The organism is Natronogracilivirga saccharolytica, from assembly GCF_017921895.1.
In the GTDB taxonomy this organism is placed as follows: domain Bacteria; phylum Bacteroidota; class Rhodothermia; order Balneolales; family Natronogracilivirgulaceae; genus Natronogracilivirga; species Natronogracilivirga saccharolytica.
Genome location: NZ_JAFIDN010000009.1, coordinates 161,005 through 183,409, shown reverse-complemented (window position 1 = coordinate 183,409; position 22,405 = coordinate 161,005). Strand labels below are relative to the sequence as shown.

The following is a 22,405-nucleotide window of genomic DNA, read 5'->3' as shown; positions in this document are numbered from 1 at the left end:
CTTGCTCGATCTTCTCGATATCAAAGTGATCCAGCAACCCTTTGGGCAGTATGAGTTCGAGTAGTTGTTTTTCCATCCTCAAGTATACTATATCTCATACTTCTCCCCAACTTTTGCAACTGATCCATAAATATGCCAAAGCCATGGATGCCAATGAAGAAGGAGTGGCTGTCCTGTTAAACACACTTGAAAAAAACAAGGCAACGGTAATCTGGGTGTCTGATGACGGAGAAACCCTTGCTGAAATTACATATCAAGGCATTGAAAATGATCTGATTGGTCGTTTCGACACATTCACCTTTTCACCGGAATATTCCCGCGCCTGGTTTTTAAATCAGCAGTACGGTGAGATCTATTCAGCAGACTGGCCGCTATAGAATTTCCAATCCGAATAGACTATTCAAACCGGGTTCTCACAGCCTCATCCAATTCAGTTGTTCTGCCAAGCTCGTGTAAGTAAGCATAGCCATTTTTGACTATTCTTATCTCACGGTCTCGCGTGCATCAGAATTTGGCGACAACACTCCTTCACAGTCCATCACCATCCATTCATTGGATTCCATTTTTGTATGAAACACGTACACGGTAGCAATAATAACATCATGACTAAAGCCTGCTGATTGCAAGTCTTATCATCATTGATTATATTTTTATCAATGATTAATTCCAAACATTTGGGCAAACAGAAATGACAAGCATAACCATCCGGAATCTTGATAAAAACCTGAAAGCCCGCTTGCGGATTCAGGCTGCGCGGCATGACCGCTCTATGGAGGAGGAGGCGCGTTCCATTCTCAGTTCCTCTCTTGCCGCAGAATCCGAACGGCCAGAACACCTGGCGGATTCCATTCAGCAGCGCTTCGCACCTTTCGGGGGCGTAGAGCTTCCCGAATTATCACGTGAAAAAGTAAGGGACCCGGTAAACTTTGACGAATGACGATACTTGACACGAATGTGCTCTCGGAACTGATGAAGCGCAGCCCGAACCCCGATGTTGTTTCCTGGGTAAACAATCAAACACCCTCTTCCCTATTCATCACCTCCATCACACAGGCAGAGATTCTCTATGGACTTGAGCTACTTCCGGATGGTCAGCGTAAAGCCCGCCTCCGGAAAACTGCGGAGGAGATGTTCGACACTGACTTCAGCGGACGCATACTCCCTTTTGATTCCAACACAGCTGGAATTTGGGCTAATATCGTATCCGGCAGAAAACGATCCGGCTTACCGATAAGTCATTTTGATGCTCAAATTGCAGCTATTTGCCGCTCGTATGGTGCGCAATTAGCCACAAGAAATACGGGAGATTTCGTCCACTGCGGCATCAAGCTTATCAATCCATGGCAGAAATGAATATCCATGATCTGCTGTGGGCGACGGTTCATACCGTGTTGCCGGAAGTAACCGTATTTCACCAGATCATTTTTTCGATCTGTTTCTGTTTGCATCAGTTAACTTTTCAAAGAGACTATTTGCGTCTTGACGATTATCCCAAATTACAAGAATTTTGATGAATCGGGGTGTATTGACATAAAACAGTGAAACAGTTCTGTGTATTACCAGCCTTCTGATTTCTGTATTCTCGAAAGCGGGAGCAAGTTCCGGATTGTTTTGGAGCTGTGATATCCGATGATCAATTTGCGCAACAAATTCTTCGTTGACATCGGAATTCCAAAGTTCAAGGATAAAATCTGAGGTTTCTCGTAATGTTTTTATGGCAGTTTCAGTCCACTGAACTTCTTTCATTTCATTTTCAGAAAATCTTTGGCACTTGAGTGTTTTACGAGACTTTCATCTGGTTCAGCTTCTGCCATTTTTAAGAGTTGAACAATTCCGTCTGGAAGTTCATCCATGGAAGATCTCTTGAATCCAGCCATTTGATCAAGGACAGCCTCATCCTCAAGAGTTGCTATCCACTTTATAAGTGCTATTTTCTTTTGTTCAATTGTCATATATAAAAATAAAGAATTTCAGGCCCGTAGACAATTTCATTCAAAACGCCTTCCAGAAATTCCCGGGCTACTAAATTAAACGGATTAACGCATCATTTTATCCTAATTCCACTCAAATCGGTACCGATTGATCTGCTGCAGGCCCGTTTCCTCATCGGTCTGAAGGGTATATATGTACCCGTTTTTCACCACTTCAATGGATTCGTCGCGCGGCCATTCGAACCGGCTATAACCCGGACGCACAGGCGCATGATTATTACTATGAATGCTCCCTCTGACCGCTTTGAATCCAAAAATTTTAAACACATGATGAGGTGATAATATTACCACAATTCGAAAACGAATTACTTCCGGTTTACTTCGTTAATAATTACTTTAAAAGTAACTAAACCATCTTCCTATGATAAACGATTTAAAAGAGATCGAAAATTCAGCACTGAATCTCAACAAAAAAGATAAAGCGCGTTTGGCTGACAAATTGTTGCAAAGCATTCATGGCAAAATAGATCCTGAAATTGAGCAGGCCTGGATTGATGAAGTTCAAAAGAGAAAAGAGTCGCTTGAATCCGGCAAGGCTTCTCTTCATTCTGCTTCGGACGTATTGCATGAAGCAAAGAAACGTATTTAAAAGTGAAGATCAAATTTCATTCAGAAGCCGGAAAAGAGTTCTTTGAAGCAGCTGAATATTATGAGGAACAAGTCACAGGCCTTGGGGATGATTTTATTGATGAAGTAGAAAAAGTTTTGAATGTAATCACACAGAAACAGGCCGCCCAAGCGTCACTGCCACTAATAACCTGAGCTATGAAATTAGAACCTGTTTCCCCGATTTATTTTCTCGCCCTCGCAGTCATGCTGGCAAGTGTAACCGGACCCGGATGCAGCCCTGAGACGGATCGCGGTGAAGAGCTGCTGGAGCTGTACCGTTCGGTGGAAGTCACCCCCGAGCTTTCCATGATCATAGAAGAAGATGAAGAAATCATTTTCGGTCAACTCGGTTCTCTTGCATCGGATTCCCGCGGACATTTTTTTGTCGGGGATAATCAACTGATACACATCAAGCATTTCGACCGGGACGGCAATCTTTTGGAAACCATCGGCCGCGAGGGCCGGGGCCCGGGAGAATTCTCCCGCGTCACGAATATGTTTGTCGCCAGGGATACTCTTTATGCGTACGACTTCGACAATGCCCGGCTTGGCCGCTTTGTCAGGAATGAGTCGGGCGATGGCATGCGATTCGACCATTACCTCGATATTGAGATGACCGACGAGCGAATCCCGCGGGGTGTCCTGAAGTCGCAGAACCATTACGTGGTGGAGAGTATCGACCTTCAGGCCTATACCGGCCAAATCGCGCTGCTCGACCGTGAAGGTAACGTCCTGGAACCCGACCTGCTGACCCTCCCGCTGCCCGAAAGAGTTAACGTTATGTATCAGGGCAATTCTTTTCCGTGGACCAGACCGCTTCCCCGACGCAGCCATTACCGGCTCACGCCGGACGACCACTTCTATTACGGGTGGAATGACAGTCTTGTCATAACCAAATATGATATTCGTGGCGAGCCAATAAACACCATCCGGTTCGATGTGGTGCCGCCGCGTGTGACACGTGAAGATACACGGGACTTGGCCGAAAGAATGCCCGAAGAAATATGGAACACATTGCGCAGCCACGTTCCCGAAACCCGTCCCGCTTTCACCAATTTTGTCGTCGATGAAAATGAGCGGGTCTGGGTCAACCTGGGAAACATCGAGGAGGACACCGATGAGGACCGCTGGATTATTCTTGACCAGGACAGTGAGCTCGTCGCTTCCTTCAGGCTGTACCCAAACATGTTTGTCCATTATGTACGGGATGGGATGCTTCATGGCATCAAGACCGGCGAGGATGAACTCCGGCGAGTCGCGCTTTACGATGCCAGGATCTGATATGCCGTATAAGGATTCCGAAAGTCCCGCACATTGTGTGCCATTTTTGCCACCCGGCAGCAGATTTTCAGCCCTGTTGATCGCAGGTCATTCCTGTTTTGTGATATGCGTTTTGGTGTTTTTGACGGCCTGCGGCGACCGGCCTGATGACGAATTGCCGGATCGCGTTGCCGAACACAAGAACGTGTCGATCATTCCAGGTGACGCCTCACCTGCGAAAACAATCCGCCTGCAGAAACGGTGGGAAATCGGTCATGAAGGGGATTTGCTCTTGAATGACATTTATGCCATGACAACCGACAGGCACGGCAATGTCTACATCAGCACAGGCGACCAGATCCACCTGTTTGACCCGGAAGGCAATTACCGGGAAACTATCGGTCAATACGGCAGCGGACCCGGCGACCTGGTCACTGTATTTGATATGCAAATAGTGGACAACACCCTTTATGCCCTGGACTTCAGCCAATTACGCATCCAGCTTTTTTCAACTGAATCGCTGGAACCTGACGGAATAATCAAGCTCGATATACATGACTTGCCGCATGCGGAAAATGCCATCCCTCCGTTTCCTTTAAAATTCCGTATCGGTAACGACCGCTCCATTCTCATCGGCTTCCAGTACAGTGATCCGGCGGCGCTTGCACTCCACTTCTACCGGTTTGACCGCGATGGCAATCTGATATCGGATCAATTGCTGTCCCTGCTGCTGATTGAAGTACTGCCTGTGCCGGGAACAGACCATTTTGTCCCATCTCCCGTGGGCGGTCGCGGCTTGTTTCAATTTGGCCCTGACAGCCGGATCTTTACGGCATCCACAAAAGAATTTTTCATCAAAGCCTACGGAACGGACGGCCGTTACCAAAGCGCCCTATATCACCCTCTCGAAAAGCGGGAATTGCGTTCCCGTGATGCGATGGAAACGACTTCTGACGACAGGCAAAGAAAAGCTCTAGCTGCATCCACCCTTCCGGAATACTGGCCGCTGCTGGAGGATATGGTCGTTGATGATGAAAAGAGAATCTGGGTATCTGTGGACACCGGCGATGCCGACATTCATGAATGGCGGGTGGTGGATATGGACGGAAGCCTGCTGGCGCGGTTTGATTTACCACTAAACAGGAAAATCAAGAAGATCCGGAACAACTACTTGTATGCACTGGATACCGATGACGGGACAGGCCTTGAAACGCTACTGAAATTTGAACTCATTTTTGAACCCGGGCATTAGCGGGAATGAAGCGTACCGAAATCACCCTTCCACGCGATATCTGCGGCCGAAGGGCAGTCCGTCTTCATCCTGTTCGATGGTATAAAGTGCATTACCGGATATGTATTTCACCCTGACATTTGAGGGAAGCTGCGCCCGCCCGGCAAGTTCACCGTCACCATCCAAAATGAACCAATCCAATATTTCAGGATCCTCGCTGATCCGGGATACCCAAATCCGGTCTTGCCTATCCAGAAAAACATCCTGAAAAGCCGGCCAGGTTTCGGGGAGTTCGTCATTCCGGATCATCTCCTCAAATTGCGATCCCCTATCAGCATTGAGCTGCAAAAGGTCAGCCTCGACCAGCGGTTTTTCCGGCATGGAATGATATACCGCCCTGATATACTGCCCGTCATCATCATGGATCCGCAGTAAAAAATCTTCGTTCCAGCCGTAGACCCACTGACCGCCGCGGTAGGCAATCCTGGAGTCCCGCTTGTACCCCAATCCAAAATAGACCGACATTGCGCCCTCAACTTCATGGACTATCACCTGACCCGTCCAGTCAAAGGCCATCACATCGAGATCCGTAAATGAGCGGCTGTCCGGATCATATCGCGTAACATTGGTGGTTCGTCCTTCCAGCACTGCGTTTACCGGTACACTTCTGTCAGTAAAACGGATGAGATACCGCCCGTCCGGATCCAGGTCCATGCCCGAAGGCCGTGGATGCCAGCCTTGTTCGTTGGCCTTTTCCACCCAGCCGGGCTGCCGGTTGAATTGCCCCATGTCGATGTTGAACTCATCCACATGCTCCACCTCATCTTCCTGCCATTCGAATACGGCGATCTTAAGATGGCGGCCGTCGAGAACGTGGACGCGGCCGTTTTCAACCTGAATTGCGGTAATCGTCTCAAACTCCCCGGGCCCTCGCCCTTCCTGCCCGATCGAAGTCAGCCAGGATCCGTCAGGAGCAAAGGCGTGAATTTTTTGACTCCTGAAATCGACAAGATACACCCTGCCCTGCTCATCCACAGTCGCATCGTTGATCCACCCAGTGAATAACACCTCGTCCGTTTCTCCGAAATCCATTTCGGGTTCGAGGGTCAGGACCCCCGCCTCTTCCGGCCCGGCATGGTGGATGGAAACGTTTTCGAGTTCATTCACATGCTCCGGAATGGTTTTTTCAGTTTCGGATGAGCACGCCATAATCAGACCTGCTATCAGACAGCAGGAAAAGCAGCGTAACATAACGGGTAGGTTCATGGCTTGTGGCTGTTCGTTTGTGTTTCTCAAGAAGAATATTGGCCGGCTAACTTTTGCATTTTACAAAAGATAGCTTGTAATTGGATTTATCTGTCGACCCGTTTGAGCAGAACCGGTTGCGGGCAATATACCTGCTTGCATCACACCTGTCAACCAAAGAACAGCCTTATCTAAGTGCCGGGTGATCAGGATTGTCACCCGATCCGGAACGATGCCGCATCAATTTTGTTACAGTATGCACATCAACCTGTTACGATTAATCATCATCCGGAAAAACATCTGCCATGTCGGAAAAAGCCGCATCCAAACATACAAAACGGGACCACCCGGAAGAAAAACATTATGATAAGAAACAAAGTGGAGAAATGAAGGATAAGCCCGGGCTTACGGCGCTGATCACCGGAGCGACCTCCGGCATCGGTTACGTCACCGCCCTTGAGCTGGCCCGAAAAGGCATGCATGTCGTGCTGCACGCCAGAAATCCTGAAAAAGCTGAGCAAGTCCGGTCGGATATTGAGCGCAGCACGGGAAACGGAAACCTGGACGTACTGCTGGCTGATTTCACATCGCTCGATGAGGTTCGCAGGGCAGCCGCAGAGTTTCGCGAAACCCACGGCAAACTCGACATTCTGGTCAACAATGCCGGACTTATTCTGGGGAAACAGCGTCTGGAATCGGCTGAGGGATATGAGCAGACCATCACCATCAACCATCTCGCGCCTTTCCTGCTCACTTCGCGTCTTTTTGACCTGCTGACCCGGTCTGATGACGGGTGTATCATCAACGTGGCTTCGGAAGCACATCGCGGCGCATCGCCCGATTTCAGCGATTTCCATATGAAAAAATCCTACTCTGGATGGAAGGCCTACTGCAACTCCAAGCTGTACAATATCATGTTCACCGATGAGCTTGCCCGCCGGGTTGGCGGGGCAAACCGGTCTGATGATGCAGCGAAGCACATCTCGACCTGGTCACTGCATCCGGGCACCGTGGCCACCAATTTTTCCTACAGTGCGGGCGGGCTGACCAACATGGTATTCCGGATCTTTCGTCCGTTTCTGCGAACGGCTGAAAACGGAGCCGCAACCAGTGTTTACCTGGCCGCCGAACCTGACATTCCGGCATCCAATGGCGCCTATTTCATCGACCGTAAGCAAGCGCGTGTCAGACACGGTTTTTTTACTCACAAAAACAATCGCATGCTTTGGGAACGCTCCTGCGAGCTTACCGGTGAGGACTTTCTTGCAGGGCAGTGATTTTTTTTGCAAATACTTCTAAGGCATCACTCAACAACATTCACTCGCTGTTAAGTTGCACGCATTCGCCGGAGTGAATTTTTATTTTTTATTACAGGGATTCCGGGATTTTGAATGGAGTTTACATTGCAATCTGCAAAGTTTTTTTCAATGAAATACCCGGGACAGATACTTCCCTCTGACACACAGGTGCATAATTAAACACGGTCATGGTATTTCACTTCGTGACCTTCGGCTCATCTGCCATTATTAATCGTAAATATTAATCAATTTAAAATGAACTTCCGGATTATACTTTCTGGAAAAACAGGTTTTCTGCTTCTCCTGATATTCCTTGCTGCTTCACTGACTCACAAATCCTCTGCCGGCGAGTCCGGTGATGGGCCGGCCATGCTCATCCGTGCCGACGACATGGGCATGAGCCACGGCCAGAATCAGGCGTTTCGCAAACTAATCGAAACCGGGATGCCACTTTCGGTATCTGTCATGTTTGCCTGTCCCTGGTGGAAACAGGCGGTAGAAATTCTCGAAGAGCATCCTGATGTCTCTGTCGGTGTACACCTTACTCTGAACGCCGAATGGAAGCACTACCGGTGGGGGCCGGTTCTGGGTCGCTCAGCCGTGCCCAGCCTGGTGAACGATCAAGGGTACTTTTTCCCGTCGCGAGCATTGCTATACGACAACGATCCGCAACTCGACGAGATCGAGGCCGAGCTGCGCGCACAGGTACAGCGTGCAGTAGATACGGGACTGCAGATCGACTACCTCGACTATCACATGGGTGCTGCGGTTGAGACCCCGGAAACCCGCGCAGTTGTAGAGCAAATTGCCGCCGATTACGATCTGGCCATCTCGCGCTGGTTCGGGGAGGATTATTCCAATATTACCTACTCCGCGCCCATCGGGTCCAAGACCGACTCGCTGGTGAGCCGGATAAACCGGCTGGATTCCGATGCCGTGAACCTGCAGGTGGTTCATATTGCTCCGGAACAGTCCGACATGAACGACCTGATTGACCTGAATGAATTCGGTCTGTCTGACATGGCCGGGCATCGTTACCACGAACTTCAGGCACTGCTTTCACCGGAATTCCGCGAAGCGCTGGAGCAGAACCAGGTGCGCCTGGTCACCTATCGTGACGTAGTTCGCGAGATGGGGCTGGATTCAATGGAACGCCCTGAGATCTACAAAGATTAGTTTTGCGGCAATTATCAACGATAATTTGGACGGCTGGACTTTGCAGTTTTATCAGTAACCGTGTACAGGCTTCTGCTGCGTTTTTTTCATCTGGAGATTCATCCTGTACCGTGCTTCGGCAATCCACTCATTGACCCGCATGCGCAGCAGCCACATATAAAAAAGCAGAAAAAGAAGAATAAAGAATCCTGCTACTGCTTCCCATGGTCCTTCTGCTGATTTTAGAAACCACGCAACGCCGGCAACCATGGCCATCAGGATACCGAAAAAAGTCAGCCATCCCCATTTCCCGAGCCGCATGAGCAGATAAAGAACGTAGGGAGTCAGGAACATGCTCACGACCAATATCAGCGCAAGAGTGATCTGATACAAGTAGGGAACGTTAATCGAAAAATCGACTCCGGAATGACTGAAGTTTAAAATATTGTGGGGCTTTTCCAGGTGCTGCAATGAGGTGTGTGAGTGCATACGGCGGTTATGATGAACTTGCAGGCATCCGGTTTCGTAAGCGGCTTATGTATTTATGAAAGGGGACAAAAGGAATATAATGCACGCCCTTGTTGTATTCAATGCGCCAGGCATTCCATGCGGCCATGACAGAAATCCAAACCATCAGCAGAGTTACCAGACCACCTCCGGTCGGCAGCACGCCACCTGCAATTCCATACAGAAATTCTGGTGTTATCATCGTTTCTGACATGATCCGATAAGCTATCGCACTTTCAAAGAAGGTATGAGCCAATCCCGGGATAATCATAAAAAGGAACAGGAACAGTAAGATCATCGTGAGTTGAAAATTGAGTACCTTTTTACCGGTCTCATCCACCACCTGGCTTTTTCCTTTTCTTATGATCCACACAATCAGCGGAAGGATTACCCACAAAACGGGGCTGATTAAAATGGTCAAAATGGAAGCGTTCAGCAAATGCAGGTATCCTTTGTCCGGCAACAATTCTTGTTCCGCCTGGTCTTTTGATTCCGTGATATCCGCCAGATTTACCTGAAGCGCCCGTGCGATGCGGTGCAGCGTGTCACCTCTGGGAACCGAATCACCGTTTTCGATGCGCTGGATGGTGCGCAAGTTAAGCCCCGCTTTCCCGGCAAGCTGATCTTGAGTCAATCCGGCAGATTGCCGAAGGGTTTTTATCCGATATGATATGTGAGCCGATTACACCAACTAATCAGCTCATATTATATATTGATAATGAGCCGAATGTGTGTTATAATTGGCTCATGAGACAATATAACTGGCAACAAAACGATTGGCCACATTTTACTTATAGTCTTTCAGGGCTTGAGGATAAACTATTTACGTTTGCCGAAAAAGTTGGGCGCATTTCGGGAATACTGGAATCCTTGCCGGAAGACATCCAGCAAGAAACCCTCATTAATCTGATGTTGGAGGAAGCTGTCAAAACCTCTGAAATAGAAGGGGAGTTTGTCAGCCGGCAAGATGTATTGTCATCCATTCGAAAAAATCTGGGGCTTCACATTTCCCCAGCGGTGATAAAAGACCCCAAAGCCGAAGGGGTGGGTGAGCTCATGATCGATGTCAGAAAATCATTTAAACAGCCACTTACCAGGCAGATGCTTTTTCGTTGGCACCGGGTGTTATTTGGTGATAGCGACAAAAATATGGTGGGAAAATGGCGAACTCATGAAGAACCTATGCAGGTGATATCAGGTGCCATGGGTAAAGAAAGAGTTCATTTTGAAGCTCCGCCATCTTCGCAGGTGCCTTTAGAGATGGATCAATTTATTGATTGGTTCAATAAAACCGACCCTGACGGAAAAAGGCAATTGCAGAACGGGCCGATTCGCAGTGGGCTTGCGCATTTGTATTTTGAATCGATTCACCCTTTTGAAGATGGAAATGGACGGATCGGGCGTGCCATTGCAGAAAAGGCTTTGTCCCAGAGTATAGGTCGTCCGGCATTATTAAGTTTGTCTGAAACCATAGAGTCCAACAAAAAGGCTTACTATAATGCGTTGAAAGCCGGACAGCGATCGAATGAGGTGACAGAATGGATCCATTACTTTATAGATACTTTACTCCAGTCGCAGGAAAAAGCCGAACGCCAGATAGAATTCACACTTCGAAAAGTCAAGTTTTTTGACAGGTTTAAAGATCAGCTCAGCGAACGTCAAAAGAAAGTAATTAACCGAATGTTGGACGAGGGACCGGACGGATTTGAGGGCGGAATGAATGCCCGCAAGTATGTAGGGATAACCAGGGTTTCAAAAGCTACAGCTACAAGAGATATTCAGCAATTAGTCGAAATGGAAGCATTTGTACGGTATGGAAAAGCAGGAGGGAGAAGTACAAGTTATCGTGTAAATCTCTAAGACTATTTATTGGCTAAAACTGCCTTGTAACAATTATTTCAGCTTGCTCAATTATTATCTCCAATGTTCGATAGGCATATAGTGCAGAATCTGTGGCAATGTAGCTGAAGATCTGATCGAGTTGTTCCTCGGCTTTCTTGGTCAAGGCGACTCTCATTTAGCCAGTCGATACTTTTTCTTAATCTCCTCGTGAGTAATCACCCGGCCTCTTTCAGAATCCTTCAACCCTTGTTCAATAGACTGACGGACGTATATTTTGTACATCAGATCATCCCAATTAGCATCTTTGGGGTGATCCTTAAGAAGATGTTCCACCTCTTTTTTGATATCAGCTTTTCCCATATCCATCAGGTCAGTTTTAAGTTCAACTGGCAGTATCGCAAGCACTCAGCAGAAAAACAACGAATAAATATGGTAGAAATTTTAGCTACTACTTTTAGCGGGTATAACTGTTTACTGTATTGAAACGGCATCGTGGCGACTTTTTTACGGCAAAGATGAGTCTTGGAAAGACGGCCGGCACTCAAACACGGATTTAATGATTCCAAAAGATACCCTGATAATTAACAAACCTGTCTCCAGACACTTAAATATGAGAGATATCCAGTGATTCGGTTAAATAAAACTGAATCGCTGCCTGCTTGCTTTCCGGGTCGTCAGGATCCGCATCACAGATACAGCTGCGACCAGGTGGCGATCATGGCACCGGCATACCGGCTGTGATTGTCGTCGCGGAGCAGATGATCAGCCTTATCCAGCGAGACGAAGCTTTTCGGATGGCGCGCGAGCTTGTAAATATGAGCAGCGTTTTCGATGCCGACCGTGTCATCCATCGGCGAATGCATCACCAGCAGGGCCGGCTCCAAATCCCGGATGCAGCGATCCATTCGCACTGCGTTGAGGTCATCGACCAGCTGCTTCTTGATGGTGAATTTCCGTCCGGCCAGTGTCACTTCGGCCTCGCCTTTTTCCTCGATCGCATCCAGATGCGTCTCAAAGTGCTTGATTACGTGTCCGGGATCCGATGGCGATCCAATGGTGACCACGGCTTTGGCCGACGGGATCTGATGCGCGCTCTGGATCACCGCTGCGCCACCCAGAGAATGCCCGATGAGCAGATGCGGTCCGCCCGTCTCCTCTTTCATGAAATCCACCGCGGCCAGCAGGTCATCCACATTCGATGAAAAATTGGTGTTGGCAAATTCGCCCTCACTCTGGCCCAGTCCGGTGAAATCGAACCGCAACACCCCGATATTACTGGCCACCAGTTCTTTGGCAATATTTCCCACCACCTTGAGGCTCTTGGAACAGGTAAAACAGTGTGCAAACAGCGCGCTGGCTTTCATGTTGTCGGGCAGGTCGAGCCGGCCGGCCAGGGTTTCGCCCAGCGCTCCCCGGAAGGTCACTTTTTTTGAATTCATGCCTGTCTTCTTTTCTTTTAAATGCAAATTGTGCCGGTTAGCAATGTTGTTCAATGTAATGTAACAATCAACCGCACAAAATGGCGATTTTTGTATCAAAACGATTGCGTCCAACACTGAAATGAAACGGATCTATAATTTGCTCAGCTTTAAGGATTACTTTATCAGCATATCTTATTCCTGAAAGTTGAAACGGGAAAAAACAGAAGAAAATATTGTTCCCATTTCGGGAACTTATTATATTACTCATGCGCGTCATTTCACGCAACAAGTTAAAAGAGTTCTGGCTAAAGCATGCAGATCCGGCCAATACATACAGATGAGGATTATAAAAAGGCACTGAGCCGCATTGAAGTACTATTTGATGCCCGTCCCGGGAGCCCAGAGGCTGACGAGCTGGAAATCCTCGGCATACTTGTCGATGAATATGAGAGAAAACACTTCCCGATTGATGCACCGGATCCGATCGAAGCCATCACATTCCGAATGGAGCAACTTGGCCTCACTCAGAATGACCTTGCAAACATTCTCGGATCACGCTCCAGAGCCAGCGAGATTCTTTCCGGAAAGCGCAGCCTTTCCCTCAACCAGATCAGATTGATAAACAAAAAGCTTGGCATTCCCGTAGAAGTATTAATTCGCGAACCGGAAAATCAGTCAGGCTGAGGTCAGAGAAGCCCTCCAAAAAAATCATTGCTCCTGATCATCCATAAGCTTTCTGACTTCTTCCACTTTTTGCTCCCGGCGGAAGTCGCGTGCCGCATATCGCTGATTTTTTCCTCAAATGTGGAATCGACGGGAGCCTCATCAGCTTCCTGTGCATAAAGCGCCTGAGCTGCCGGCAGGATCAAACAAAATTACGAAATTGCGATGATCTTTTTGAACCGGTTTGTTGGACTAATCATGGCTGCTGAACGATTTGTTTTGAAAATTCAATGGATGTTCAAAGCGACTGATAATTGATGCGATGGACGCGGTTCTCCCGGAGCACATTCTGGACATCGGAAACCATGCCCATACTGGCGGAGCGATCTACCGAAAGCTGAACCACCAGCTCATTTTCAGTTCCGTTGGATGATGAAGCTGCCTCACCGGTAGCAGCACGGATCCTTTCTGAAAGATTTTCAAGGGAAACAGGGTTGCCGTTAAATTCGATGTAGGTGAGGTCGGACGACGGAATGTGAAGATCCAGCCGGGCCGCTTCGGTCTCCGTGCCCTCCTGATCACCATCTGATGATTCATCGTCGCCCGCATCCAGCCGGAAGGTGATGGGCAGATTGAATTCAGTACTCACCGGTTCGCCGTACTGAGTCCCGGGGGTCCATTCCACTGCCTTGATCGCGTCGATGGCTGCTTCGTCACAGCCGCCGCCAATACCCCGGACAACTTCCGGATTGACAACATTGCCTTGTTCATCCACAGTAAACTGAACTATGACCCGGCCTTCGATGCCTGCACTACGCGCCGTTTCGGGATACGTCAAATTCTCAAAAATCGCCTCCATCCCGCGAACCGGCTCGGGCATCGACTCGATGACACGGAATACCTCTTCTTGTTCGGTATCGGGTGTGGTGCCGAAATCGCACGATGCCAGCATCAGCACCGGGATCATGATGATGGCCGCCAGGGTCAGACTTGTGCTGCGGCGACGGTTCCAGATATTTGATTCACGCGGGTAATGTGCCATGGTTTTGATCCTTTTTTTGATGTCGGGGTTTGCTGAAATGGATGCTGACAAAGCCACAGGTGACGCGATACCGGGCGCAGGCACAGTCCGGTAGAGCAGCTCGGCGTATTCGCGATTGGCGGTAGCGGAAGTTGCCAGAAGTTCCGAGTCACAAGCCATTTCGCGCCAGGTTGTGATTTCGCGGGCCAGAAGATGGACCAGCGGATGGATAAAAAACAGATTCCTCACCCCTTCTTCGAGAGTACGCAGCAAAAAATGTCCGCGCCGGATATGTACCAGTTCGTGGTGCAGGATGAGCTCCAGCTCATGTTCAGGCCACGTTTTCTCCGGAAGGAAAATGCGGGGACGGCGCCACCCGATGGTCATGGGGACCGCAATTCCGGGATGCTGACGGACTTCAACGTGTTTTTCGATGCCGAGTATGCGTGAAATTTTTTGAATGAGCAGGCGAATGGTCTCAGACTGCGCGTCATTTTCAGTACGTGTATCATTGCCTGGAAGAACGCTCTTTTCGCCATTACTGACCATCTTATCCCCGCTCACATCCGCCTTTTGCCCCGGGTTCTGCATGATCAGCCGCAGTGACCAAAGCTGAAAACCCATCCTGATTGCCCCGAACAGTGCCATTGCAAAGGCCAGGACTATCAGTATTCCGGACAAAAACGGCAGGGTGGAAATCATCGAAAACAAGGAAACAGAATCACCGGATCCCGCATCAAACGGGGCCGGTCCGTATGCCGTAACCACGATTGTGTTCAGCCACTGCACTGATGCCGCACCGCTCACCGCTATCGGCTGAAGCAAAAAATGCGCAACCGATGCCACCGCAAACATCAGCGGCAGACTGAAGAGGATCGCCATCCGCCCATGGTATTGCACCATTGTATGACGGTCAGGGAGTACGGCAAGCGCCAGCCGAACCGCAACAGCCGCGAAAGTCCAGATTCCGGCCACCGTCAGCACCGGCATCACCCACGGTTGCGCTCCTATGCGTATGACTTCTTGTATCAGACTCACCAGGATTTCCATAATCTTTTGTTTTGTAGTTCAGATTAACCGGACAGCATTGACCGGGCCGGCATCTTGCCATGCCTGGCATGCGGCGGTACGCTTTCGAGGGTCATTTCATTTTGCCAATGAGCCGCTCAATCTCCTCGCGGTCTTCCGGACTCAGTTTTTCAGCCTTTACCAGGCTCTGAACCAGCGCGGCCGGCGAGCCTTTGAATACTTTATCCACAAACTGCCGCACCAGGTTTTGCTGCACTTCTCCGGCAGGCTGTGCGGGCCGGTAAACATAGGTATTCCCCTGCAGCTCTTTGTCCAGCAGCCCCTTGTCAGACAGGTTTTTCATGATGGTCATGATCGTTGTGTAAGCTACCTTGCGATCCTCCAGAATGCGCTCCTGAACCTGCGCCACGGTTGCCTTTTCCAGCTTCCAGACGTGGTGCAGAATCTCCATTTCCGTTTCGCCCAGAGGTATCAGAGATTTTTTCATTGTTGTTCTTTAGTTACGTTGAATTTGAAAATATTCACATCAATCTTTCCGACTCGTTCTTTAGCAGCAACTTGACACTAATTAACGATTTGCCAAATTAATGTTGCGACTAAAAACTTGAATGTAAGTATGAAAACACTATCTCATCCGGTTGATTTGCTTTTTAATACAGTGACCCGTTTTTACTTTTATTTTAAATGAGGAGTTATGATTTCTTCAAGTTCGAGCACTTTTTTGGGTTTTAACCATACATCTTGCACCAAGCCCGCCTTATTCACTACGAAAACAGATGGCGTAGCAAACAGTTGATATGGATTGCTCAGCTCCTTTTCCTGAATAGTTGCCATCTTTCCCGATACATGATGTTCTCTCTCAAAGGCCTTGAGGGTTGAGTCAGACTCAGGCGATACGTAGAGAATATTCAATCCTTGTCTGACGTATTTTTCATGCAGCTTTTCGAGCTCGAACAGCTGCATGCGTGATCCTGAGCAACCTTTCTTCCAGAGCATCAACACGGTCGGCTGCCCGTTAAAGTAATCAAGGCTAAGGGACTGTTTGCTTCCAAGCGGAGTGAACGAAAAGTCAGGAACTGGCGAGTCTACCTCTCCCTGCATTTCCCCATGGATGTACGCCACTATACTGTCTGGGTTAAATCCTTCGCGCTGAATGTAATCTTGAACCCATTGCTGGGCTGTTGCGGAATCTTGCACGAGGAATAGCACTAGCAAAGTAAAGATAATGGGAATCTTCATTGTGCTCATTTTAAAATTACTAATTACTTGGTTTTTCTAATCAAGCAGATTAAAAAGTAAGAAACATTCAATATTGCAACACCTTTAATCTTTTAGTACTAATATTATAGTAACAAATAAACCACCCTTTTGTCAAGAACTTTTTTTGCGCTGCGGATCACGGGCATTTTTGCACAAAAAATGGCAAGCCGTATCCGCCGTGACCCTACGTCCTCCCCGTAATAATTTGCAAAGCCCGTGTATGTAGCTTTTTTGCAGTCGGTACCCGGCGCAGCACGGCTGAGGCATCCCATCCGGCCGGCTTTTTCCGGTAACGGAACAGGTTCACCAATTGAATTCTCTTTCATAATCCGCTGATATGAGTAAAACGTCCGCGTCCGGCAGTTAATCCCGATGGAAAAAGGCGCAGGAATACGAGGCTGCGTGGTGGCAAAATGTCACCGATATTTACGAAACGGATTATCTGGAGCTTCTGGCTTCCGACATCGAAGAAAAGCTTGAAAAGAACGGATTTCGTCTGCCGGATGCTGATGTCATTGAAGTGGGAGCAGGTCCGGTCGGAATCGTATCCTTTCTCCGGTGCCGGCGCAGCGTCGCATCGGATCCGCTGAACAGTCTGTTCGAGTCGCAGCCTGCCTATCGCGCGCACCGCGAGCAGGCCAGAGAGCACAATGTGGAATTCATCGAAGCAAAAGGGGAAAAACTTCCGTACAGCGATGGCGAATTTGACCTGCTGATTACCGATAACGTTCTGGATCACACCGAGTCGCCGGAAAAAATCCTGTCCGAAGCCTGAAGGGTCCTGGCGCCCGGCGGAATGATGTATCTCAGAGTGAATGTGTATCACTTCTGGGGCCGGTTCATCCGCGGGCTGATGGAGCTTGCGGTCATTGACAAGGGACATCCCTTCACCTTTTCAGCGAAAAAACTCGAAGCCATGGTGGAAAGCCAGGGCTTCCGGATCCTTTCCTCAAACAGGGCATCCTTTTTCCAGAGCTGGAAAAAAGACTGGTCGCGGGCACTTTCAGGCAACCGGAAGGCCGTGATCCAGGCATTGCTGTGCGTTAACCGCGCGCATCACGAACTGATCCTCCGTCGTCAGGAGTGAACCGTACAGGAACACGTGCAGGAACCGGATCAGCAACCGGGTCAGCAACCGAAATCAGGAGCCCGCCGTCAGAAATAAATCCCGTACCCTGCGGTGAGCGTATCGAACTTGATACCGCCGATATCAAGCCAGCGGTAGCGGAAAAATACCCGGCTGGATGACAGATGGATCCCCAGGTCAAGCTGATGGTTGATCACATCAGCAAAGCGGGTGTAGGTCCAGTTACCCTGGTAACCGATCGAAAAGGGCCGCAGAGGAAACATTTCCAGATTGACACCGATATCGGGACCCGGATAGTAGTCTCCGTCAAGCTGCAGTGTCCGCATGCCAAACTGCAAGCCCCCATCCCCCTTCGGATGAAAGCGGAATTTGCGCCCGATCAGGAACTGCCCCTGATGAATCGGATAGGGTGCGGCATCCTCTTTGAGATATTCATAGCCGGCGGACAAACTCCAGTAACCGATGTTGCGCTTGACGGTTGCCGAAACCTGCTGCATGGCCCGGGAGGTTTGCGGCAGGGAAAAGGTCCCCTGGATATCCCAAAGTCCGCTGTATCCGTCATCGAAATTGCGGATTCCCGAGAATTGTGGGTCCTGATAGGGGTGGCGGTTGTACCGGAGTTTCGGCTCGTCCTCTTCGATGGGCTGAAAGTAGAAGAATGCGGGCATCACATCGATACCGATATGCCAGGCGATCCGGGCGGCCTGGACGATGGCCGGATCATCTTTGCCGTCGAGACGGTCTTTGGCATCTTCGGTGCGCGACTGCGCCCCGAGCGGTTGTCCCGGTGCTGCTAACAGGACCATGATGCAAGCTATGGCTAACAAACGCAGGGTCATTCCGGCATGAAAAATGTTGAGTGGCTCATCAAAAAATCGGCAATAGCAGGACGCAGTCCGCCCTCCTGTTACTATTACGATGCATCATTGCGGTTTGTTGCAGAGATGTGACAGTGAACAGTGTGTCAGTAGACAGTGTGTCAGTGTGTCAGTGTGTCAGTGAACAGTACCCAGTAAACAGTTTTCCGGACCGCAGGCAGCGGATCAGAACATCGGCTGTTCGGGCTTGTTCTGCAGGATCTCCTCGATGCGATCCATCGCTGCATCGTCCAGCTTGTCAATGTCTTCGACGGCTTTGAGATTTTCCTCGAGCTGATGCTCCTTGCTCGCCCCGAGGATCACCGTGCTTACATCCGGATTCTTCAGACACCATGCAACAGCCAGCCGGGCCAGGGACATATCCAGCTCATCCGCCAGTCCGGTCAGTTTGTTGGCCTTTTCGATGTTTTCGGAAGTGAGAATGGCTTCTTTTAGCCAGTCCAGATTCTCCTCCTTGAGCCGGGTCTGCTCTTCGGGAATCCCTTTGTTGTACTTTCCGGTGAGCAGGCCTGATGCCAGCGGAGACCAGATGGTGGTACCCATTCCGGCCACATCCGGACGGTACAGCTTTTTGTACTCGACCTCCACCCGCTCACGATGGATCATATTATACTGCGGCTGTTCCATGACCGGCGCCACCAGATTGTGCTGCTTCGCCACGGCGTGCGCTTCCATGATTTCCTGGGCGCTCCACTCGGAGGTCCCCCAGTACAGCACCTTGCCCTGCATCACCAGCTGGTGCATTGCCCATACGGTCTCCTCCATGGGGGTGTTCTTGTCGGGCCGGTGGCAAAAGAACAGGTCCAGATAATCCACCTGAAGCCGTCGCAGGGCGGCATGACAAGCTTCAAACACGTGCTTTTTGCTGAGTCCGGTCTGATTCGGCTTCTTTCCTCCCCAGAACACCTTGCTGGAAACCAGGTATGTGGTGCGGTCCCATCCGGACTTTTTGAGAATATCGCCCATCACCTCCTCGGACTTGCCGAAATAGTATCCCTCGGCATTGTCGAAAAAATTGATGCCGTTATCATAGGCAATATGCATGAGTTTTTCAGCGGTAGCGTCATCAATCAGTTTTCCGAAAGTGAGCCAGGATCCGAATGAAAGGGCGCTGACCTGCACTCCGGCTTTTCCAAGTCTGCGGTAGATCATAATGGATAATAGTTTTGGTGAAGGGTTTTCTGGTAAATTATGATGGTTCGATGGCGGCCGGCACCCGGATGTTCAGGCGCTGCCACTCCTGATGACAGAATATGGGTCATCACCATTGTACTTCTGTAACCGGATATGGGCCCGAATCATTTCCGCGGGCAGTGGGTTCGTTTTTTTTTGGTTAAAAGAGCGTTACAGCCCCGGCATTTAAGATTATTTCATCAGGCGCGGATAGTAGGTCACGTTCCCGCTGAGCGGATGTCATGTTTCAGGACCCGTCCTGACGGGCATTGTAAATGGGTTTGCCCTGATCAGCATAGTCCCTGAGCACGGCAACGGCCTCGTTTTTCAGAACACCGGACCGGACAGCAATGCCGCGCTGCTCCAGACCCGCCACCCAGTCGTCCGGCTTGGGACCCTCATCAAAACCCACGCGGCGGGCATCTTCATCGGCGGCAGCACATACCAGGCGCCGGATTCCCGACCACGGAGCAGCTCCCAGGCACATCGCGCAGGGCTCGGTGCTGGAAAAAAGCTCACAAAACGGCATTCCGTGTCCGCCAAGGTCATGTGTCCGGAACGCCTGCTGGGCCAGTGCAAAGGCAACCATCTCGGCGTGTCCGCCGGACCAGCAGGCGGGCACTACAATATTCACGCCGGGAGCAATCAGCCGTCCGCTGTCACGGTCGAAAACTGCGGCGCCAAAGGGTCCGCCCGTATCGCGCCGGACATTCTCCCGGGCCAGATCGATGGCCAGACGCATTTTTTCCTCATCGTTTCGGAAGACATGGCCGGGCGGCGGCAGGAAACCCGCCACCCAGTCTGGCAGCCGGAACCGGAATTCGGACAAAAAGTTCGGTTGCTGATTCATATTTCTGATTCATGGGGTTTTGCCCGGGATGCTGCCCTGCGGCAGGACAAAAACGCACACAGGCAGATACATGCACATACATCATCAACTTATTGATCCATCCCGAATTTTCCTATCGGTAAATCTTTGCCCTGCTTCCCGGCAACCGGGTGCGGCTTAGTCGGAATCAGCGGTATTCAGCCCGAATTAAGCTGGATTCAGACGAGTTTAGCCGGAATCAGCGGTATTCAGCGGGGTTCAGCCCGCAAACAGCCGGGTTCAAGGCAGTTCAGACGAGTTCAGCGGGGTTCAGGCGGGTTCAACCTTGTTCAGCCGGATCCCGCCTATCAGGAGCTTCGGTCATCAGCGATACCGCAACATAAACGATCAGCGACACCAGCGCTCCCAGAACAATCGGCGGCCACTCTGAAAGATACGGCAGCGCCAGCCACCCCTGCGCTGCAGCGAGTCCGGTCAGCGATCCGCCGATGATGGCGGATACGGCTCCGGCAGCCGTGCCCCGCGGCCAGTAAAGTCCCATCACCACAGGCACAAACACCCCGGCTGCGTACATGGTGTAGGAGAGTAGCAGCAGATCGATGATCCGCTGGATATAAAGGGCAAGAAACAGGGCCAGCAGGCCGATGACAACCGTTCCTATGCGGGATATGAGCAGCATCCGGCGGGTATCGCCGGTCCGGTCCGCCGGCCCGATGCGGGCATACATGTCATGAGTCAGGTGGGATGTACCGGCCACCAGCAGCGAATCGGCGGTCGACATGATTGCACCGATGATGGCGGCCACCACGATGGCTCCGATCCACGCCGGGAGTACTTCGGCCACCAGCAGCGGAATGGCCTGGGCCGGATCAATCCCCTCTCCGAAAACCCCGCGCGCCGCCATGCCGGCCACGGTCGGAAAAACGGCGTAGAGGATGAGGATGCATCCCGCCAGGGCCGCCGCGCGCACGGCGATTTTTTCATCCCGCGCCGCAAACAGGCGCTGGTAGAAATCCTGTCCGATCAGCGTGTACAAAATGGCGGGCAGCAGTGCGGCCACGATCCACATCCCCCCTGCTCCGGCCGGATGAAAATAGCCGTCGACGGAAACATCCGGTTCGGCGGCGGCCAGGCCTTCCCGGATTCCGTCAAATCCGCCGGCTGACTGCAGGCCCAGGGCCGCGGCCAGCGGAATGCCGATGAAGATAATGGCCAGCTGCACGGCATCGGTCAGGGTGACGCCCCAGAGTCCTGATGCGGCGGTGTATATGATGAACAGCAAAGTGGCAATGGTTGCGGCGACGACGGGATCGATGCCCAGAATGCTCAGTGCTCCCTGCGAGGCCCACACCTGCGCCCCGAGGATCCCGATGATGGCGATGAGCGAGAGCAGGGCTCCGAGAAACCGGGCGACCGGACTGTGATAGCGGTGTTCGAGGTAGTCGGGCACGGTTACCAGTCCGAGCCTGCGCATCCGCCGGGCGGCGACAACAGCCAGCAGCAGCAACGCCAGCCCGACGCTTACGGCATAGGCCATGCCGGTCAGGCCGTACATGTAGCCCCATTCGCCGGTGCCGACGACAAAGCCGCCGCCGAAGTGGGTTGCCGCCAGGGCTGCGGTGGCCAGCACCAGGCCGAGCCGCCGTCCGGCCAGCAAAAAGTCGGTGGCATTTTTGACGTAGCGGGTGGCGTACATGCCCACGCCGAAGATCACCGCGAAGTAGAGGCCGGCTATGATGAGCTGGGAGGTTTGCATCGGGTAAGGTTCAGGTTACAGGTGCTGTTGAACCCGACAGTATAATAAAGAGCGGGGAAAAAGCCCACAGAGCGGAGCAAGACCCGGTTGCATGTCTTTAATTTTATTGTTTTTATTATACTTAGGCGTAAGTTTATTTTATTAAGTGCA

General features: G+C 50.6%; 29 protein-coding genes. 13 read left to right on the top strand and 16 right to left on the bottom strand.

Going from position 1 to position 22,405, the window contains the following annotated elements; translation table 11 throughout:
• The first annotated feature begins 113 nt into the window (after window positions 1–113).
• From NATSA_RS11815 to NATSA_RS11805, 3 genes are all read left to right on the top strand, one after another.
• Window positions 114–377 carry a hypothetical protein gene (locus tag NATSA_RS11815; RefSeq protein ID WP_210512806.1) on the top strand — a complete coding sequence of 88 codons (264 nt, stop codon included), beginning with the start codon at window positions 114–116 and terminating at the stop codon, window positions 375–377.
• 311 nt (window positions 378–688) lie between these two features.
• Window positions 689–937, top strand: a complete 249-nt coding sequence (locus NATSA_RS11810) for a FitA-like ribbon-helix-helix domain-containing protein (protein WP_210512805.1) — start codon at window positions 689–691, stop codon at window positions 935–937.
• Window positions 934–1,353, top strand: coding sequence for a type II toxin-antitoxin system VapC family toxin (locus NATSA_RS11805; protein ID WP_210512804.1), 420 nt, complete (start codon window positions 934–936; stop codon window positions 1,351–1,353). The genes NATSA_RS11810 and NATSA_RS11805 overlap by 4 nt, the downstream gene beginning before the upstream one ends.
• A 66-nt stretch (window positions 1,354–1,419) precedes the next feature.
• Here the strand turns inward: NATSA_RS11805 and NATSA_RS11800 are convergent, their stop codons facing one another.
• The 3 genes from NATSA_RS11800 to NATSA_RS11790 form a co-directional block, all read right to left on the bottom strand.
• Window positions 1,420–1,746: a type II toxin-antitoxin system RelE/ParE family toxin gene (locus tag NATSA_RS11800; protein ID WP_210512803.1), complete on the bottom strand. Its 327-nt coding sequence runs from the start codon at window positions 1,744–1,746 to the stop codon at window positions 1,420–1,422.
• Window positions 1,743–1,952, bottom strand: a complete 210-nt coding sequence (locus tag NATSA_RS11795; RefSeq protein WP_210512802.1) for a hypothetical protein — start codon at window positions 1,950–1,952, stop codon at window positions 1,743–1,745. The genes NATSA_RS11800 and NATSA_RS11795 overlap by 4 nt, the downstream gene beginning before the upstream one ends.
• A 102-nt stretch (window positions 1,953–2,054) precedes the next feature.
• Window positions 2,055–2,258: a hypothetical protein gene (locus NATSA_RS11790; RefSeq protein WP_210512801.1), complete on the bottom strand. Its 204-nt coding sequence runs from the start codon at window positions 2,256–2,258 to the stop codon at window positions 2,055–2,057.
• Window positions 2,259–2,352: 94 nt separating this feature from the next.
• Between NATSA_RS11790 and NATSA_RS11785 the strand changes: the two genes are divergently transcribed.
• The 4 genes from NATSA_RS11785 (at window position 2,353) to NATSA_RS11770 (ending at window position 5,112) form a co-directional block, all read left to right on the top strand.
• Window positions 2,353–2,580 carry an addiction module protein gene (locus NATSA_RS11785; protein ID WP_210512800.1) on the top strand — a complete coding sequence of 76 codons (228 nt, stop codon included), beginning with the start codon at window positions 2,353–2,355 and terminating at the stop codon, window positions 2,578–2,580.
• Window positions 2,581–2,582: 2 nt separating this feature from the next.
• Complete coding sequence (locus NATSA_RS11780; RefSeq protein ID WP_210512799.1) at window positions 2,583–2,753, top strand: hypothetical protein; 171 nt, start codon at window positions 2,583–2,585, stop codon at window positions 2,751–2,753.
• A 3-nt stretch (window positions 2,754–2,756) separates the two neighbouring features.
• Window positions 2,757–3,881 carry a 6-bladed beta-propeller gene (locus NATSA_RS11775; RefSeq protein WP_210512798.1) on the top strand — a complete coding sequence of 375 codons (1,125 nt, stop codon included), beginning with the start codon at window positions 2,757–2,759 and terminating at the stop codon, window positions 3,879–3,881.
• Window positions 3,882–3,996: 115 nt separating this feature from the next.
• On the top strand, window positions 3,997–5,112 hold the full coding sequence (locus NATSA_RS11770) for a 6-bladed beta-propeller (RefSeq protein WP_336244714.1): 1,116 nt from the start codon (window positions 3,997–3,999) through the stop codon (window positions 5,110–5,112).
• Between the two features lie 21 nt (window positions 5,113–5,133).
• Here the strand turns inward: NATSA_RS11770 and NATSA_RS11765 are convergent, their stop codons facing one another.
• The gene (locus NATSA_RS11765) at window positions 5,134–6,300 is read right to left on the bottom strand and encodes a 6-bladed beta-propeller (RefSeq protein WP_210512796.1); all 1,167 of its coding nucleotides are present in this window, start codon (window positions 6,298–6,300) and stop codon (window positions 5,134–5,136) included.
• Between the two features lie 422 nt (window positions 6,301–6,722).
• Between NATSA_RS11765 and NATSA_RS11760 the strand changes: the two genes are divergently transcribed.
• Window positions 6,723–7,613 (top strand): SDR family oxidoreductase, encoded by an 891-nt coding sequence (locus NATSA_RS11760; protein WP_210512795.1) that lies wholly within the window; start codon window positions 6,723–6,725, stop codon window positions 7,611–7,613.
• Between the two features lie 276 nt (window positions 7,614–7,889).
• Complete coding sequence (locus NATSA_RS11755; protein ID WP_210512794.1) at window positions 7,890–8,810, top strand: carbohydrate deacetylase; 921 nt, start codon at window positions 7,890–7,892, stop codon at window positions 8,808–8,810.
• A gap of 51 nt (window positions 8,811–8,861) precedes the next feature.
• On the opposite strand, the gene NATSA_RS11750 is transcribed toward NATSA_RS11755, so the two are convergent.
• Both NATSA_RS11750 and NATSA_RS11745 read right to left on the bottom strand, forming a co-directional pair.
• Complete coding sequence (locus NATSA_RS11750; RefSeq protein ID WP_210512793.1) at window positions 8,862–9,278, bottom strand: hypothetical protein; 417 nt, start codon at window positions 9,276–9,278, stop codon at window positions 8,862–8,864.
• 7 nt (window positions 9,279–9,285) lie between these two features.
• Complete coding sequence (locus tag NATSA_RS11745) at window positions 9,286–9,957, bottom strand: helix-turn-helix domain-containing protein (RefSeq protein WP_336244713.1); 672 nt, start codon at window positions 9,955–9,957, stop codon at window positions 9,286–9,288.
• A gap of 86 nt (window positions 9,958–10,043) precedes the next feature.
• Here NATSA_RS11745 and NATSA_RS11740 point away from each other — a divergent pair, with 86 nt between their 5' ends.
• Window positions 10,044–11,156, top strand: a complete 1,113-nt coding sequence (locus NATSA_RS11740) for a Fic family protein (protein ID WP_210512791.1) — start codon at window positions 10,044–10,046, stop codon at window positions 11,154–11,156.
• Between the two features lie 153 nt (window positions 11,157–11,309).
• Here the strand turns inward: NATSA_RS11740 and NATSA_RS11735 are convergent, their stop codons facing one another.
• Window positions 11,310–11,498, bottom strand: a complete 189-nt coding sequence (locus tag NATSA_RS11735) for a hypothetical protein (RefSeq protein ID WP_210512790.1) — start codon at window positions 11,496–11,498, stop codon at window positions 11,310–11,312.
• Window positions 11,499–11,824: 326 nt separating this feature from the next.
• Window positions 11,825–12,631, bottom strand: coding sequence for an alpha/beta hydrolase family protein (locus NATSA_RS11730; RefSeq protein WP_246481813.1), 807 nt, complete (start codon window positions 12,629–12,631; stop codon window positions 11,825–11,827).
• 240 nt (window positions 12,632–12,871) lie between these two features.
• Here NATSA_RS11730 and NATSA_RS11725 point away from each other — a divergent pair, with 240 nt between their 5' ends.
• Window positions 12,872–13,243 (top strand): helix-turn-helix domain-containing protein, encoded by a 372-nt coding sequence (locus tag NATSA_RS11725; protein WP_210512789.1) that lies wholly within the window; start codon window positions 12,872–12,874, stop codon window positions 13,241–13,243.
• 2 nt (window positions 13,244–13,245) lie between these two features.
• Here the strand turns inward: NATSA_RS11725 and NATSA_RS11720 are convergent, their stop codons facing one another.
• From NATSA_RS11720 to NATSA_RS11705, 4 genes are all read right to left on the bottom strand, one after another.
• The gene (locus tag NATSA_RS11720; protein ID WP_210512788.1) at window positions 13,246–13,428 is read right to left on the bottom strand and encodes a hypothetical protein; all 183 of its coding nucleotides are present in this window, start codon (window positions 13,426–13,428) and stop codon (window positions 13,246–13,248) included.
• A gap of 92 nt (window positions 13,429–13,520) precedes the next feature.
• A complete protein-coding gene (locus NATSA_RS11715) occupies window positions 13,521–15,293 on the bottom strand; it encodes a M56 family metallopeptidase (RefSeq protein ID WP_210512787.1) in 1,773 nt (590 codons plus the stop codon).
• 91 nt (window positions 15,294–15,384) lie between these two features.
• Window positions 15,385–15,759, bottom strand: coding sequence for a BlaI/MecI/CopY family transcriptional regulator (locus tag NATSA_RS11710; RefSeq protein WP_210512786.1), 375 nt, complete (start codon window positions 15,757–15,759; stop codon window positions 15,385–15,387).
• 188 nt (window positions 15,760–15,947) lie between these two features.
• The gene (locus NATSA_RS11705) at window positions 15,948–16,511 is read right to left on the bottom strand and encodes a peroxiredoxin family protein (protein ID WP_210512785.1); all 564 of its coding nucleotides are present in this window, start codon (window positions 16,509–16,511) and stop codon (window positions 15,948–15,950) included.
• Window positions 16,512–17,052: 541 nt separating this feature from the next.
• Between NATSA_RS11705 and NATSA_RS15600 the strand changes: the two genes are divergently transcribed.
• Both NATSA_RS15600 and NATSA_RS11695 read left to right on the top strand, forming a co-directional pair.
• The gene (locus tag NATSA_RS15600) at window positions 17,053–17,307 is read left to right on the top strand and encodes a methyltransferase domain-containing protein (RefSeq protein ID WP_210512784.1); all 255 of its coding nucleotides are present in this window, start codon (window positions 17,053–17,055) and stop codon (window positions 17,305–17,307) included.
• Between the two features lie 21 nt (window positions 17,308–17,328).
• Complete coding sequence (locus tag NATSA_RS11695; RefSeq protein ID WP_210512783.1) at window positions 17,329–17,619, top strand: hypothetical protein; 291 nt, start codon at window positions 17,329–17,331, stop codon at window positions 17,617–17,619.
• A gap of 68 nt (window positions 17,620–17,687) precedes the next feature.
• On the opposite strand, the gene NATSA_RS11690 is transcribed toward NATSA_RS11695, so the two are convergent.
• The 4 genes from NATSA_RS11690 to NATSA_RS11675 all read right to left on the bottom strand — a co-directional run bounded on the left by NATSA_RS11690 (window position 17,688) and on the right by NATSA_RS11675 (window position 22,255).
• Window positions 17,688–18,425 (bottom strand): hypothetical protein, encoded by a 738-nt coding sequence (locus tag NATSA_RS11690; RefSeq protein WP_210512782.1) that lies wholly within the window; start codon window positions 18,423–18,425, stop codon window positions 17,688–17,690.
• A gap of 237 nt (window positions 18,426–18,662) precedes the next feature.
• Window positions 18,663–19,649, bottom strand: a complete 987-nt coding sequence (locus NATSA_RS11685) for a potassium channel beta subunit family protein (protein WP_210512781.1) — start codon at window positions 19,647–19,649, stop codon at window positions 18,663–18,665.
• A gap of 268 nt (window positions 19,650–19,917) precedes the next feature.
• Entirely contained in the window at window positions 19,918–20,520 is a 603-nt protein-coding gene (locus NATSA_RS11680) for a nucleoside deaminase (protein ID WP_210512780.1), read from the bottom strand.
• A 298-nt stretch (window positions 20,521–20,818) separates the two neighbouring features.
• On the bottom strand, window positions 20,819–22,255 hold the full coding sequence (locus tag NATSA_RS11675; RefSeq protein ID WP_210512779.1) for a sodium:solute symporter family protein: 1,437 nt from the start codon (window positions 22,253–22,255) through the stop codon (window positions 20,819–20,821).
• Window positions 22,256–22,405: the final 150 nt, after the last annotated feature.

Excerpts from the sequence above, each read along its gene's own strand:
- NATSA_RS11775 (WP_210512798.1), top strand. The coding sequence starts at position 2,757 with ATGAAATTAGAACCTGTTTCCCCGATTTATTTTCTCGCCCTCGCAGTC.
- NATSA_RS11765 (WP_210512796.1), bottom strand. The coding sequence starts at position 6,300 with ATGGCGTGCTCATCCGAAACTGAAAAAACCATTCCGGAGCATGTGAAT.
- NATSA_RS11710 (WP_210512786.1), bottom strand. The coding sequence starts at position 15,759 with ATGAAAAAATCTCTGATACCTCTGGGCGAAACGGAAATGGAGATTCTG.
- NATSA_RS11810 (WP_210512805.1), top strand. The coding sequence starts at position 689 with ATGACAAGCATAACCATCCGGAATCTTGATAAAAACCTGAAAGCCCGC.
- NATSA_RS11675 (WP_210512779.1), bottom strand. The coding sequence starts at position 22,255 with ATGCAAACCTCCCAGCTCATCATAGCCGGCCTCTACTTCGCGGTGATC.
- NATSA_RS11750 (WP_210512793.1), bottom strand. The coding sequence starts at position 9,278 with ATGCACTCACACACCTCATTGCAGCACCTGGAAAAGCCCCACAATATT.
- NATSA_RS11685 (WP_210512781.1), bottom strand. The coding sequence starts at position 19,649 with ATGATCTACCGCAGACTTGGAAAAGCCGGAGTGCAGGTCAGCGCCCTT.
- NATSA_RS11785 (WP_210512800.1), top strand. The coding sequence starts at position 2,353 with ATGATAAACGATTTAAAAGAGATCGAAAATTCAGCACTGAATCTCAAC.
- NATSA_RS11800 (WP_210512803.1), bottom strand. The coding sequence starts at position 1,746 with ATGAAAGAAGTTCAGTGGACTGAAACTGCCATAAAAACATTACGAGAA.
- NATSA_RS11795 (WP_210512802.1), bottom strand. The coding sequence starts at position 1,952 with ATGACAATTGAACAAAAGAAAATAGCACTTATAAAGTGGATAGCAACT.
- NATSA_RS11680 (WP_210512780.1), bottom strand. The coding sequence starts at position 20,520 with ATGAATCAGCAACCGAACTTTTTGTCCGAATTCCGGTTCCGGCTGCCA.
- NATSA_RS11755 (WP_210512794.1), top strand. The coding sequence starts at position 7,890 with ATGAACTTCCGGATTATACTTTCTGGAAAAACAGGTTTTCTGCTTCTC.
- NATSA_RS11760 (WP_210512795.1), top strand. The coding sequence starts at position 6,723 with ATGAAGGATAAGCCCGGGCTTACGGCGCTGATCACCGGAGCGACCTCC.
- NATSA_RS11705 (WP_210512785.1), bottom strand. The coding sequence starts at position 16,511 with ATGAAGATTCCCATTATCTTTACTTTGCTAGTGCTATTCCTCGTGCAA.
- NATSA_RS11725 (WP_210512789.1), top strand. The coding sequence starts at position 12,872 with ATGCAGATCCGGCCAATACATACAGATGAGGATTATAAAAAGGCACTG.
- NATSA_RS11740 (WP_210512791.1), top strand. The coding sequence starts at position 10,044 with ATGAGACAATATAACTGGCAACAAAACGATTGGCCACATTTTACTTAT.
- NATSA_RS11695 (WP_210512783.1), top strand. The coding sequence starts at position 17,329 with ATGATGTATCTCAGAGTGAATGTGTATCACTTCTGGGGCCGGTTCATC.
- NATSA_RS11735 (WP_210512790.1), bottom strand. The coding sequence starts at position 11,498 with ATGGGAAAAGCTGATATCAAAAAAGAGGTGGAACATCTTCTTAAGGAT.
- NATSA_RS11690 (WP_210512782.1), bottom strand. The coding sequence starts at position 18,425 with ATGGTCCTGTTAGCAGCACCGGGACAACCGCTCGGGGCGCAGTCGCGC.
- NATSA_RS11805 (WP_210512804.1), top strand. The coding sequence starts at position 934 with ATGACGATACTTGACACGAATGTGCTCTCGGAACTGATGAAGCGCAGC.
- NATSA_RS11715 (WP_210512787.1), bottom strand. The coding sequence starts at position 15,293 with ATGGAAATCCTGGTGAGTCTGATACAAGAAGTCATACGCATAGGAGCG.